General features: G+C 71.4%; 11 protein-coding genes. 4 read left to right on the top strand and 7 right to left on the bottom strand.

Annotated features, from left to right (window positions below; translation table 11 throughout):
* Nucleotides 1–176: 176 nt before the first annotated feature.
* The 3 genes from CG747_RS33385 to CG747_RS33375 are packed head-to-tail and all read right to left on the bottom strand — an operon-like array spanning nucleotide 177 to nucleotide 3,248.
* Complete coding sequence (locus tag CG747_RS33385; RefSeq protein WP_100605610.1) at nucleotides 177–788, bottom strand: TetR/AcrR family transcriptional regulator; 612 nt, start codon at nucleotides 786–788, stop codon at nucleotides 177–179.
* A 37-nt stretch (nucleotides 789–825) separates the two neighbouring features.
* Nucleotides 826–2,478 (bottom strand): class I adenylate-forming enzyme family protein, encoded by a 1,653-nt coding sequence (locus CG747_RS33380; protein WP_100605609.1) that lies wholly within the window; start codon nucleotides 2,476–2,478, stop codon nucleotides 826–828.
* On the bottom strand, nucleotides 2,475–3,248 hold the full coding sequence (locus CG747_RS33375) for an SDR family oxidoreductase (protein WP_100605608.1): 774 nt from the start codon (nucleotides 3,246–3,248) through the stop codon (nucleotides 2,475–2,477). Before CG747_RS33375 ends, CG747_RS33380 begins: the two co-directional genes overlap by 4 nt.
* A 344-nt stretch (nucleotides 3,249–3,592) precedes the next feature.
* Between CG747_RS33375 and CG747_RS33370 the strand changes: the two genes are divergently transcribed.
* The gene (locus CG747_RS33370; RefSeq protein ID WP_100605607.1) at nucleotides 3,593–4,861 is read left to right on the top strand and encodes an exo-beta-N-acetylmuramidase NamZ domain-containing protein; all 1,269 of its coding nucleotides are present in this window, start codon (nucleotides 3,593–3,595) and stop codon (nucleotides 4,859–4,861) included.
* A gap of 119 nt (nucleotides 4,862–4,980) precedes the next feature.
* Here the strand turns inward: CG747_RS33370 and CG747_RS33365 are convergent, their stop codons facing one another.
* Both CG747_RS33365 and CG747_RS33360 read right to left on the bottom strand, forming a co-directional pair.
* Nucleotides 4,981–5,427 carry a hypothetical protein gene (locus CG747_RS33365; RefSeq protein WP_146022195.1) on the bottom strand — a complete coding sequence of 149 codons (447 nt, stop codon included), beginning with the start codon at nucleotides 5,425–5,427 and terminating at the stop codon, nucleotides 4,981–4,983.
* Nucleotides 5,428–5,540: 113 nt separating this feature from the next.
* Nucleotides 5,541–5,741 carry a hypothetical protein gene (locus CG747_RS33360; RefSeq protein WP_100605605.1) on the bottom strand — a complete coding sequence of 67 codons (201 nt, stop codon included), beginning with the start codon at nucleotides 5,739–5,741 and terminating at the stop codon, nucleotides 5,541–5,543.
* Nucleotides 5,742–5,784: 43 nt separating this feature from the next.
* Here CG747_RS33360 and CG747_RS33355 point away from each other — a divergent pair, with 43 nt between their 5' ends.
* Complete coding sequence (locus tag CG747_RS33355; RefSeq protein ID WP_374701853.1) at nucleotides 5,785–7,116, top strand: MFS transporter; 1,332 nt, start codon at nucleotides 5,785–5,787, stop codon at nucleotides 7,114–7,116.
* An 18-nt stretch (nucleotides 7,117–7,134) separates the two neighbouring features.
* Here the strand turns inward: CG747_RS33355 and CG747_RS33350 are convergent, their stop codons facing one another.
* A complete protein-coding gene (locus tag CG747_RS33350; protein ID WP_100605604.1) occupies nucleotides 7,135–8,175 on the bottom strand; it encodes a LysR family transcriptional regulator in 1,041 nt (346 codons plus the stop codon).
* Between the two features lie 195 nt (nucleotides 8,176–8,370).
* Between CG747_RS33350 and CG747_RS33345 the strand changes: the two genes are divergently transcribed.
* On the top strand, nucleotides 8,371–8,946 hold the full coding sequence (locus CG747_RS33345) for a hypothetical protein (RefSeq protein ID WP_100605603.1): 576 nt from the start codon (nucleotides 8,371–8,373) through the stop codon (nucleotides 8,944–8,946).
* Between the two features lie 90 nt (nucleotides 8,947–9,036).
* Here the strand turns inward: CG747_RS33345 and CG747_RS33340 are convergent, their stop codons facing one another.
* Nucleotides 9,037–11,859, bottom strand: a complete 2,823-nt coding sequence (locus CG747_RS33340) for a penicillin acylase family protein (RefSeq protein WP_100605602.1) — start codon at nucleotides 11,857–11,859, stop codon at nucleotides 9,037–9,039.
* 254 nt (nucleotides 11,860–12,113) lie between these two features.
* Between CG747_RS33340 and CG747_RS33335 the strand changes: the two genes are divergently transcribed.
* Complete coding sequence (locus CG747_RS33335) at nucleotides 12,114–12,728, top strand: hypothetical protein (RefSeq protein ID WP_100605601.1); 615 nt, start codon at nucleotides 12,114–12,116, stop codon at nucleotides 12,726–12,728.
* The last annotated feature ends 79 nt before the right edge of the window (nucleotides 12,729–12,807 follow it).

The following is a 12,807-nucleotide window of genomic DNA, read 5'->3' as shown; positions in this document are numbered from 1 at the left end:
GTGCGGTCGAACAGTCCCCGTAGGGGTCGGGCGCGCCCCCTGCGGGGCCACAACGCCGTGGGAGACGGCGATGTTCCCGTCACGGGCCCCTCAGGGATTTCCGTCACGGGTACCGACAGGGCCCCCGTAACGGATCCCGACAGGGCCCCGTGACGAGCTCCCGTTGCAGGGCTCCCTTACGGCCGCAGGGCCCGCAGCAGCAGACCGGCCAGGTGGTCGGCGACCTGCTGGGGGGTCAGCGGCCCGTCCTCGCGGTACCAGGTGCCCAAGTGGTGCACCGAGCCGAAGTGGTAATCGACGATCAGGTCGGCGGGGACCTCCGTGGTGAACACCCCGGTGCGCTGGCCCTCCTCGATCAGCGCCCGGAACCGCTCGTGGTAGCGCCGCCGCTCGGCCCGTACCTGCTTGTCCTTCTCCGGGCTCAGATGGTGCATCGAGCGGAAGAAGATCTTGGTGTCGTCGAGGTTCTCGATGGTGGTGACCACCACGTCGGCGGCGGCGTCCCGCAGCCGCTGCTCCACCGGCGCGTCGGCGTCCGCGAAGCGGTCCAGCCGCTCCTGCTGGAGCCGCAGCACCCGGCCGTAGACCTCGTGGAGCAGGTCCTCCTTGGAGCCGAAGTAGTGGTAGAGGGCGCCCTTGGTGACGCCCGCCGCGTCCACGATCTCCTGGACCGAGGTGCGGTCGTAGCCCTGCTCCGCGAAGAGCCTGGTGGCGGTGGCCAGCAGCCGCTGCGCGACGGGTTTCGCCGTGCCGTTGCCGTTGCTGGTGCCGTCCTTGATGCCGGCCATCGCCCTCACCTGTTCCTTTGTTCCTTACGTGGGTCCGTCATGCGCGCTGGCGCAGCTCTCGTCGAAGGATCTTGCCACTCGCGGTCTTGGGAAGCTCCGGCAGGATCTCCACCACGCGGGGGTATTTGTACGCCGCCAGCCGTTCCTTGCAGTAGGCGACCAGTTCGCCGGGGGCGGGCGACGCGCCCGGACGCAGACTGACATACGCCTTGACGGTCTCCCCGCGGTAGGGGTCGGGCACCCCGACGACGGCCGCCTCGCGCACCGCCGGGTGGGTGTAGAGGACGTCCTCGACCTCCCGGGGCCACACCTTGAAACCGGACGCGTTGATCATGTCCTTCTTGCGGTCGACGACGTACAGCCAGCCGTCCCGGTCCATGAACCCGATGTCGCCGGTGCGCAGTTCACCGTCCGGGACGGTCTCGGCGGTGGCGTCCGGGCGGCGCCAGTAGCCGGGCACCACCTGGGGGCCGCGGACGGCGATCTCGCCCTGCTCGCCGAACGGCAGGTCGCGGCCGGCCTCGTCGATGATCCGCACGACGGTGTCCGGGCCCGGGACGCCCACCGCGAGGGTGCCGGAGACCTTGTCGACGGGGGCCACCCGCCCGGGCGGGACGGTGGCGCACGGCGCGGTGCACTCGGTCAGGCCGTAGCCGTTGTGGACGTAGGGGCCGAAGTCGGCGCGGAACTTCTCGACCAGGGCCGGCGGCAGCGGCGCGCCGCCGGAGCTCATGCAGTGGAAGGAGGTGAAGTGCCCGGGGGTGACGTCCGGGTGGGCCATCAGCGCCATATAGGCGGTGGACGGGCCGACCGTAAAGGCCGGCCGGTGCTCCAGGAAGGCGTCCAGGACGGTGCCGGCCTCGAAGCGGTAGGCCAGTGCCAGGGTGCCGGCGCCGGCGAGGCAGGCGGCCAGTTCGCAGACCATGCCGGTGATGTGGAAGAGCGGGGCGAGCGCGAAGTAGGTGGCGCCCTCGGGGAGTCCGAGGCCGGTGCGCTGCCGTTCCGCGTTGTAGCTGATGTTGCCGTGGGTGTTGGTGGCGCCCTTGGGGGTGCCGCTGGTGCCGGAGGTGTAGCTGATGAGCGCGATCCCGGCGGCGTCCGGCTCCGGGGCGGCGGGCGCCGGTCCGCCCGTGCGGGCGGCGGTGAGCAGGTCCTCGGCGCCCTCCTGGGGGCCGGCCGGTGCGCCGCGCAGCACCCGGGTGTCGTGGCGGGTCTGCAGGCCGCGTTCGTCGGCGGTCAGCGCGATGCGGACCGCGGGGGCCTCGGCGGCGGTGGCGCGCAGGAAGTCCGCCCAGGTGCGGTCCGCGCACAGGACGGCGGTGGCCTCGGCGTCGTCCAGGATGTGCCGGGTCTCCGCCGCCTTGTACATCGGGTTGACCGGGACGACGACGCCGCCGGCCTTCCACACGGCGAGCAGCGCGAGCACGAAGTGCGGGGTGTTCTGCAGCATGACCACGGCCCGGTCGCCGGGCCGGAAGCCGCGGACCGCGAGGTGCCCGGCGAGGCCGTCGGAGAGCGTGTCGACCTCGGCGTAGGAGATCCGGCCGTCGAAGTAGGCGAGCGCGGTGCGGTCGGGGGCGCGGCGGACCGCGGCGCGGAAGGCGTGCAGCGGGGAGGGCGGCGGCTGGACGGGGGCGCGTTGGACGTCGTTGAGCTGGGCCAGCCACGGCTTGTCCTGGTAGGTGGTCACCGGCCCTCCCCCTCACGCGCCTCCAGCTTCTGCTGGAGGTGGTTCATCCCGGACAGCCAGCGGTCCGGGTCGGTGGCCCGGGCGGTGACGTAGTCGGCCACCTCCGGGTGCGGCAGGACCAGGAAGCGGCCCTCGTCCATGGCGGCGAAGAGCGCGTCGGCGACGGCGTCCGGTTCGATGGCGGTCGGGGTCAGGACGAGGTCGCCGGCGGTCCCGGTGGCGGCCAGCATGTCGGTCCGTACGCCCTGCGGGCAGATGGCGTGCACGTCGATGCCGCGGTGGCGGTAGGTCAGCGACAGCCACTCGGCGAAGGCGTACGCGCCGTGCTTGGTGACGCTGTAGGGGGCCGCCGCGACCATGGTGAGCAGGCCCGCGGCGGACACCGTGGAGACGAACCGGCCGCTGCCGCGCGCCAGCCACTCCGGCACCAGCTCGCGCGCCGCCCGCACATGGGCCATCACGTTCACGTCCCAGGCCAGCGCCCAGTCGTCCTCGGGGGCTTCGGGTCCGCCGCCGGTGCCGACACCCGCATTGGCGCAGAAGACGTCGATGGCGCCGCCGAGCGCCTCGCGGGCCGGGCCGACGATGCCGGAGGCGTCACCGGGCACCGCGACCGCGCCGATCTCCTCCGCGGTCTTGCGGGCCTTGGCCTCGTCCAGGTCGTTGACCACGACCCGGGCGCCCTCGGCGGCGAACCGGCGGGCCAGTGCGGCGCCGATCCCCCCGCCCGCTCCGGTTACGACAACGGCCTTGTCCCGTACGACTGCCACGCTGTGTCTCCCTCGGTCGTCGCCCCTGACTGCACCGGCTCACCGGCGTACCGGCGTACCGGCGTACCGGCGTACCGGCGTACCGGCGTACCGGCGTACCGGCGTACCGGCGTACCGGCAGGGGCAGACTAACCAGTCGGTATGTCCTGATGGAAGTCTCCGTTTTCCGCCACGTCCGGGGCCACGCCCGGGGCCGCGTCCGGCGTCACGTCCGGCGTCATGTCCGACGCGATATCCGATGCCATATCCCGGCGCCACGGCCGGGCACGTTCCCCACCGCCCCGCGGAGCATTAGCGTGCCCACGACACACATCGGGTCGACCACCGCTCACGGAGGTGTGCGCATGGCTCTGTCGAGACGTGTTCTGCTGGGGCATCTGGCGGCGACCGGGGCCGCCGCGGCGGCGGTCACCGCGAACCCGGGCCCCGCCCAGGCCGCGCCGCACGGCGGCGGACGGCGGGTGCGCACCGGCTTCGACCGCCTGGCCGCCGACGGCTACCGTCTCCTGGACGGCCACCGAGTCGGCATCGTCACCAACCCCACCGGCGTCACCCACGACGTCCGGCACATCGTGGACGTGATGCACGCCGACCGCCGCGTCCGCCTCACCGCCGTCTTCGGCCCCGAGCACGGCTTCCGCGGCACCGCCCAGGCCGGCGGCTCCGAGGGCCGCTACGACGACCCGGCCACCGGCCTCCCCGTCTACGACACCTACGACAAGAGCGGCCGCGAACTCGCCGACATCTTCACCGCCTCCGGCGTGGACACCGTCGTCTTCGACATCCAGGACGTCGGCGCCCGCTTCTACACCTACATCTGGACGCTCTACGACTGCATGGTCGCGGCCGCCGTGGCGGGCAAGCGGTTCGTCGTCCTGGACCGCCCCAACCCGGTGACCGGCCGGACCGCGACCGGCCCCGTCCTCGACCGCCGCTACGCGTCCTTCGTCGGCCGGGAGCCGATCGCCCAGGCACACGGCATGACGGTGGTGGAACTGGCCCGGCTCTTCAACGGCGAGTTCGTCCCAGCGGCGGCCGGGCGGCCGGTGGCGCTGGAAACCGTCACGATGACCGGCTGGCACCGCACCGACTTCTTCGACGCGACCGGACTGCCCTGGGTGCCGCCCAGCCCCAACATGCCGACCGCCGACACCGCCCTGGTCTACGCCGGCACCTGCCTCTTCGAGGGCACCAACCTCTCCGAGGGCCGCGGCACCACCCGCCCCTTCGAACTCCTCGGCGCGGACGGCCTCGACCGCCGCTGGGCCGCGGCCGCCACCGAACTGGGCCTGCCCGGCGTCCACTTCCGCGAGGCGTACTTCGCCCCCACCTTCTCCAAGTTCCAGGGCAAGACCATCGGCGGCCTCCAACTCCACGTCCACGACCGCACCGCCTTCGACCCGGTACGCACCGGCATCGCCCTCCTGGTCACCGCCCGCCGCCTCTGGCCCGGCTTTGCCTGGCTCGCCTCCCACTTCGACCACCTGGCGGGCACGGACACGGTCCGCAAGATGATCGACGCGGGGGCGGGGGTGGAGGAGATCGTCGGGGCCTGGGAGGAGGGGCTGAGGGGCTTTCGGGCGCTGCGGGGGCGGTATCTGCAGTATCGGTAGGGGTGGCGGTACGGGCCCACGAACCGAAGGGCGGACGGGCGGACGGGCGGACGGGCGGACGGGCAGCCCGGCTGCCGGACGAACGAACTCGTCACCGCCAAAGACCTGTAGCAGCGGAATCAAGTGCGGGTGAATTCGCACAGCCATCGCGCGTCGGGATCACCTACCACGTAGTAGAGGCGCAAGGCGCTCCCTACTTTCTTGACGCTCATCGCCCAGGTGTAGGCAGTCGGGCTGCTTTTGCGCCCTTGGGAGGCGGAATGGGAGCCGTCCAACTCGGCTTGCCCGACTGCCGCAGTACGCGACTCCCCGCCCTTGACCGTTAGTTGCACCATTTGGCCTTCGGCGACAGAGCGGCCACCCTTGTAGGAGTCCAGGACCTGCCAACTCCCCTTGCCCGAGAGGCTCCAGTGGTCGTCGAAGTCCGTTTCCTGGCCCCGAAGCTTCACTGCGGCGAGCGCCCCTGTCTCGCTCAGGGTCAGACGGGCCCCTTCAGGGCCGTGCCACTCTCCGGCAAGTTCCTTTATCTTGAAGTGCGGCGCAGATGGCAGTGGTTCGTATGCCACCGAACACGAAGTCGCGAGAAAGGCGAATAGCGCAAGCCCCAGGGCGGGGAGTCTTCTGTGGCGCATGGCAGTCGACCCAGGTCTCCGGTCTTGTCGTGATAGATGCGAGTTCATCATGTGCCGTTGAACGAGCGTCTCATCTCGATGTGCCGGTAGACGGTGTCCCTGCCCTTGGGGACGTCGGCGTCGGGGTTGAGGGCGACCTGGTACTGCCCGGCCGGCACCTCCGCCCCGACCGGTGCGAGCTTGCCGGACGGGCCGGCCGACGGCTCGCCGGGAGCCGCCCCCGTCTCACCATCCGGGACGCCCCACACCAATCATTGACTGCCCCCTACACCGACCAACAGAGTGCGGCTCGTGCACAGTGACGCGAGATCAGCATCAGCGGAGACGGCGGCGGCCTCGGACGCGGGGGCGGCCGACGGGGAGAGTCTGCGGCGGGTGGCCGTGGCCTCGTTCATCGGGACCGCCATCGAGTTCTACGACTTCTACATCTACGGGACCGCGGCCGCCCTGGTGCTCAACCAGGCGTTCTTCCCGACGCTCGACCCGGTCAACGCGACCCTCGCGTCGTTCTCCACCTACGCGGTGGCGTTCGCCGCCCGGCCGCTGGGTTCGGTGGTGTTCGGGCACTTCGGCGACCGGGTCGGACGGAAGTCCGTGCTGGTCGCGTCGCTGTTGCTGATGGGGCTGTCCACCGCGTTCGTCGGATTGCTGCCCGGTTACGGGACGTTGGGGATCTGGGCGCCGCTGCTGCTGATCCTGCTGCGGTTCCTCCAGGGGATCGGGTTGGGCGGCGAGTGGGGCGGGGCGGCGCTGCTGGCCGTCGAGCACGCGCCGCGCGGGCGGCGGGGGTTGTACGCCGCGTTCCCGCAACTCGGGCCGTCGGTGGGGTTCTTCGCGGCGACCGGGGCCTTCTGGCTGCTGTCGGAGGGGATGAGCGACGCGGCCTTCCGGTCGTGGGGCTGGCGGGTGCCGTTCCTGCTGTCGTTCCTGCTGGTCGGGGTGGGACTGTTCGTCCGGCTGAAGATCAGCGAGACGCCGGTCTTCGCAAAGGTGCGGGACGCCCAGGAGGCCAGCAAGGTGCCGGCCGTGGACGTCTTCCGGCGGCATCCGCGGGAGTTGCTGCTGGGCGCCGGCGGGATGGTCATCGCGTACGGGCTCTTCTACACCGCCACGACCTACTGCCTGTCCTACGCCACCGGCACCCTGGGCATCTCCCGCACCACCATGCTCGGCCTCTCGCTGGTCGCCTGCCTGTTCCTGGCGGCGGGCACCTGGCTGGCCGCCACCCGTTCCGACGGCATCGGGCGCCGGAAGCTGGTCCTGGGCGGCGCCGGGCTCGCGGCGGTGTGGGGACTGGCCCTCTTCCCGCTGCTGGACACCCGGCAGCCGGCGCTGATCGCCCTGGGCATCGGCGGCGCACTGTTCTGCATGGGCGTGGTCTACGGCCCGATGGGCGCGTACCTGCCGGAGCTGTTCGGGACCACGGTGCGCTACTCGGGCGCCTCGCTCGCCTACAACCTGGGCGGGGTGCTGGGCGGGGCGGTCGCGCCGCTGGTCGCCACCCGGCTCCAGGCGGCGTTCGGGTCGGCGTCGGTGGGCTGGTACGTGAGCGCGATGGCGCTGGTGTCGCTGGCCTGCGTGCTGGCGCTGCCGGAGACCCGGGAGCGCGAACTCCTGGACTGAACCGCCCCGTAGGGACGTTCAGGGCCGGAGCCACCACCGCTCGCTCTCCCAGGAGAGCACCTCCCAGAGGCGGTTGAGCGGGTGCTCCGGCCCGTAGGAGGCCCGTTCGCCGCGCCGGGTGAAGACGCCGACCAGGACCTCGGTCCGGGGACCGACGTCCCCGGTGACCTCCAGGGTGCGCAGGCCCTCGGCCTCCGGGAGGTGGCCGTCCGACGCCGCCTCCCCCAGGCCCCGGGTGACCAGCATCGCGCCGCTGACCACGCCCGAGCGGAGCAGCTCGAAGCCGTAGTGCGCGGCCTCTATCTCGGCGGCGACGGTCAGCTTCTGGCGGTAGTCGCTGCCGTACCAGGCGGTCAGGAAGCGGTCGATCAGCCCGCCGGTGGAGACCACCAGTGGCAGCCGCGGCAGGTCGCCGGCGCGGAACGAGGCGCCGGGCAGCCGCTCCGGCGGCAGGTTCGTCAGCAGCGACAGTCCGCTGCGCCGCCACTCCATCACCTCGTACGGGGCGAGTTGGGCGGCCTCCTCGCCCTGGGTGACCACGACGCTGCCGCAGACCAGGTCCAGTTCCTGGGAGCGGAGTTTGGTGAACAGGTCGCCGGTGCGGACGTGGGTGATCTTCAGGTCGACGCCCTCGCGGTCGAAGTCCCCGCTGACGTACTCCACGGCGTCCAGGAGGAATCCGAGGGTGTAGCGGGTGGTGCCGACGGAGAGCGTGCGGCCGAGCCGGCGGCGGGCGTCGTGGACGCCGTCGGACCACTCGCCGAGGGTGCGCCGGGCGAGTTCGACCAGGGACTCGCCGGTGGCGGTGAACAGCGCGTCGCGTCCGCGCCCCTGCTTGAGGACCAACTCCTCGCCGCACAGCGCCGCGAAGGTGCGGTTCATGGTGTCGAGCTGCTTCTGCACACTGGACTGCTCACGGCCCAGCCGGCGGGCCGCCGCCAGCGCGGTGCCCGACTCGTACACCGTGATCAGCGTGCGCAGCTGGTCCATCGTGGTGTCGAGCAGCTCCGTCGGGTACTGCTGCGGACTCGGGTTCTGCTGCGGACCTGACACGGTCATGCGCCCCTACTCGCTTTCCCTTCCCCCAAATTCAGGAATGAGCAGCATAGCCGCCCCGGAAAACCCATCCGGAGATCACCGGGGATTATCTGTGGATTTCTTCCGGAAAATGCTGGATGCGTTTGCGGTACCCGTGGAATGGTCTAGTCAATCCCAGAGGGCACAACCACGTTCTACGCAAGGGGAGTTACGTTCGTGAGCCATTCCCAGGCCGACCTCCGGCGGCCCGGTACCCTCAACGCCGCCGTGGCCTGCTCGATTGTGTCCGCACTGGCCGCTTTCGCCGGCGCCCTCGTCGTTTTCGCCGGGGGCCGGCAGTTGGCGGAACGGAACATCGAGCAGGCGGTCCAGGAGAGCCCGCAGTCGGTCGGACTGCCCGCCGGGACCACGATGGCCGAGCTCAAGGCGCTGTCCGGACCGGTCTGGGAGGCCGTGGTCGGCGACCGCTTCGGCACCCTGGTCGCCCGGGGTGTGCTGGCCTCGGCCCTGGGGCTCTGCCTGCTGGTCTTCGGCCTGTACGCGGGGCGGGCGGCCGTGTGGTCCCGGGTGATGACCACCGTTTCGGCGGTGGCGGCGGTGCCGGTGCACGCCCTCGTCTGGTTCGACTTCGAACCGGCGTCGGTCACCGCGACGACGCTGGTCGCGCTCGCGACCGCGGTGGCGGCGGCGGTGCTCGCGTGGCTGCCGCCCAACGGCCGCTATGCCGCGCAGTTGGGGAACGGCAAGCGGAACGCCGCGGTACCGCAGCCGGCCGGGGCGGTTTCCGGGTAACGGCGGAAAACGGAAGGGAAATACAACAGGGCCCCGGGGTGTGCGCACCCCGGGGCCCCGCCGTTCCTGCCGTTCCCGCCGTTCCCGCCGTTACCTATGGGCGGGGAATTCCACCACCTGCTGGTAGGTGGGGCGGTTCTGCCAGCTCATCTTGTCGTGGGTCAGACCGCCCACCGCGCGGTGGACGATCGCGTCCGCGCACCACTGGTCGCCGGCCTTGCAGTTGTCGTCGCCCGGGTAAACCTGGGCGGCGGTCAGGGCGTTGGCCTGCCGGAGGGTGGCCAACAGGGTGTCCTGGCAGGCGGAGAGGTCGCCGTTGCCGCAGTAACGGTCGGCGAGCGGGCCCTGGACCTTGTCGCCGAGCACCGCGCGCAGGTCCTTGTCGACGTAGCTCCACCAGCCGTACTGGAAGGCCGATCCGGCGTGCGCCCCGGTGGGGCCGTGTCCGGCCGACGGCGACTCGTCGATGGCGAGGTTGGCGCCGAGCGCGTCGTAGAGGTCGGTGCCGAGGCCGGGCCGGAAGACGTCCTTGACCATCAGCGGCCACCAGGCGTCCATCAGCCGGACCGCGTCGGAGTGGGCGTAGGTGTGCGAGCCGGGGGACGTCTCGCGGCGCTGGGCGCCGTCCTTGCGCCAGGCGTCCAGCCGCTGGATCGCGGTCCGCAGGGCGGGGTCGGCGACCGGCTTGCCGTCCAGGACCCGCAGCAGGTCGGGCAGGACGTCCTCGCCGCGCAGGTCGGTGAGAGCGGCGTCGGCCATCGCCCGGGTCAGGGACGCCCGGGTGACCCCGCCGTCCTTGGTCAGCGCGCGCACCCGGTCGTCGAGCAGGTTGGCGCGGTGCACCGAGCCGTTGCCGAAGCCGGCCGAGTCGTAGTCCTTGGCCTGCTTGTTGTTCCAGGAGACGTAGTAGTCCTGGTCGATCGACTGCGGGTGCTGGGCGGGCGGGGTGTAGTCGGTGGTGTTGGTGGCGGGGTCGAAGCCCTTCCACTCGTAGGCCGGGTCGGCCTTGACGGGCAGCGCCGGGTCGACGTCGGGGTTGCGGACCGGGTTGAGGCCGCTGTTGTAGTACGCGATGTCGCGGGAGTCGGCGTAGAACCAGTTGAAGGCGTAGCCGATGTGCTCGGCGGCCCTCTGGAAGCTCTTGGCGTCGTGGACGTACGACGGGTCGTTGAGCATCTGGAAGCCGATGATGGAGTCGGCCTCGTGGCGGTAGGTGGAGCGCAGCGCCGCGTAGGCGACGGGCTTGCCGCCGACGGTGGCGCGGTGGGTGACGACGCCGTACTTGGTGCGGAAGACCTGCATCCGGTACGAGCCGGCCGCGGTGGGGTCGGCGACGGTGGGCTTCCAGGAGTTGGTGCGCTCCAGCTTCTCCATCGGGAGGCACCGGCCGTGGTAGCGGTAGGAGGTGGAGTCCTTGGTGGGCTTCGAGCCGTCCGCGTTGCACAGGTCGACGGCGTAGGTGTCGGTGATGTCCTGGCCGGCGGAGGTGGCGCTCCAGGCGTAGTCCTGGCCGCGGCCGAGCTGGACGTACATCCCGACGCCGGCGAACGAGGCGCCGCGGGCGCTGATGCCGGGACCCTGGATCTCCTGGAGCATCAGCAGCTGGGGCGCGAAGTAGCCGGTCTGCGGGCCGAAGACGGCGACCGGGTGGCCGCTGGCGGTGTGCTTGCCGGAGACCAGCAGGGCGTTGGACATCCCGCGGTGCTGGGTCGGGTCGAAGCTCCCCTTGGGCAGCACCCCGTCCTTGAAGAGGCCCTCCAGCTTCCGGTACTTCTCAGGGGCCTTGACCGGGTCCCGGGGCGGGGTGGCGCTCTTGGAGGCGGCGGCGCCGGTGCGGTCGAAGACCAGCGGTTCGGGGGTGACCGAGCCGCGGTCGGGCAGTGCGGTGCCCTTGGCCTTGGCGGGCTTGACGGCGTAGGGGAAGCTCTGGCCGTCGTGCAGGGTCTTGGCCGCCTCGGGGTCGTTGCGCTCGCGGAAGGACTCCCAGACCTTGGTGCCCTTCTCCACGCCGTACTTCTGCTGGGCGGAGAGCAGGGCGAGGGCCGACGGGACCTCTCCGCCGCCGCCGTTGCCGAAGAGGCCGCCGACGACGGAGGCCAGGGCTATCAGGTCGGTGAGCTTGAACGGCTGGATCTCACCGGCGTTGGTGATCGCGTCGACATGGCCGGTGACGACGTACTCGCCGGGGAAGTAGCGGCCCTTCTTGGACTGTTCGCGGTAGGCGTTGATGCCGTCCACGTACGCCTGGGCGTCCTCCATGGCCTGCTTGCCGCGCTCGCCGTTGTCGTTGCGGATGGCGTCGACCTGCGCTTGGAGGTCGGCCTCGGTGTACGGGGCCGAGGGCCAGAACTGCTGCTCCAGGCCCTGGTTGGCGGGCGCGCCGCCGGCGAACGAGGTCAGCTCGCCGCGTCCGATGTGCCGGAAGAGGTCCATCAGCCACAGCCGGTCCTGGCCCGCCGCGTAGCCGGCGCCGTACTCGGTGCCGTAGCGGGTGGTGCCCTTGATGTGCGGGACGCCGGTCTTCTTGTCGCGGGTGATGGTGACGTCCGGACGCGGTGCGCTCACCGAGCCGACCTGGTCCTTCGGGACGCCGAAGGAGGCGTCGTTGAAGAAGTCGGTGAGGGTGTCGTCGGTGAGCGAACGGTAGCCGCCGGCCAGCGCGTTGTAGGGCGCGATCTGGTCGGTGGTGTGCGGCGGGTGGGTGCCGAAGAGTTTGTTGCCGAGGATCTGCATCAGGGTGGCGTTGCCCGTCGCGCCCGGCGGCAGGATGTCCACGCACTGGCCCTGGCAGTAGTCGTCGGCGTCGTGCGGTGCGGCCGCGGCCGCGGTGGGGGGCGGTGCCAAGAACGTGGCACCCAAGGCGAACAGGGCTGCCGCTGCGGCGGCCCTGAGCCTTCCGGTACGTCGCTGCATTCCTGCTCCTCGAAAGGGGTCCCCCTGCCCTTCGAGGGCGCGGGAGATGGCGCGCCGGACGTTACCGTCGGTTACTCGTTACCGGAAGGTGAACAACAGTCACCTTTTCGAATTCCCCACAGCGGGCAGGCGTTACGGCCGGACACCCCGGCACATCGCCACCCAAAACCGCAAAAGAATTCGATGGATCCAGGTGGCGGCCGGTTACGTCCATTCCCTGTCCAGTCGGGATCCTCCTCGGAGGTGGAAGCACCATGGCCGGTTTCAGAGCCCTCGCAGAACAGGTCCGCAACCCGCGACTCGTCACCGCTCGGCGGCGTACCGCCCTGCGCAAGTGCTTGGAGCGCTTCGCCCCTTACGGGCACCGCGCGACCTGGCACCACCTGTGCACCCGGGCCGGGTTCGCCATTCAGGACCGTGACCCGGATCCGGCGCGGCTGATGGCCGCGCTCGCCGAGCTGGAAGAGGCGCGCGCCCTCTGGCTCGCCTACGAGGAGGAGTTCGCCGCGCGGCGCCGCCGTGAGAAGCACGACGGCATCCGCCAGCCCGGCGCCCTCGACGAGTGGCACCGCCGCACCTGGGGCGGCTACGACATCGTGCCCTGCGCGTCCCCGCAGCGGCACCCGGCGGCCCGCCTCTCCGAGGTGCTGGGCCGCATGATCGCGGCGATGGAGGCGGGACGCCCGCGCCGCGACTGCCCGGTCTGCGGCGGCACCCGCTTCGTGTGGGTCCCCGGACCGGACGACTGCCCGGCGGCCGGACCGGCCTGCCGGGACTGCGGGGTCCTCGCCCCGGCGTCCGTGCTGGCCCCGGAGGCACTGCACACCGCGGCCGGACTGCACGGCGCGGAAGCCTTCGCGGCGGCCTGACCCCCGCTGCGCACCGCACCGTTCACGCCGTTCACCGACGATTGTCAGACCCTCCTGCCATCATCGAACACATGCTTCA

This window comes from Streptomyces sp. CB02959 (assembly GCF_002803155.1).
In the GTDB taxonomy this organism is placed as follows: Bacteria; Actinomycetota; Actinomycetes; order Streptomycetales; family Streptomycetaceae; genus Streptomyces.
This window is presented reverse-complemented; position numbering and strand designations above follow the sequence as displayed.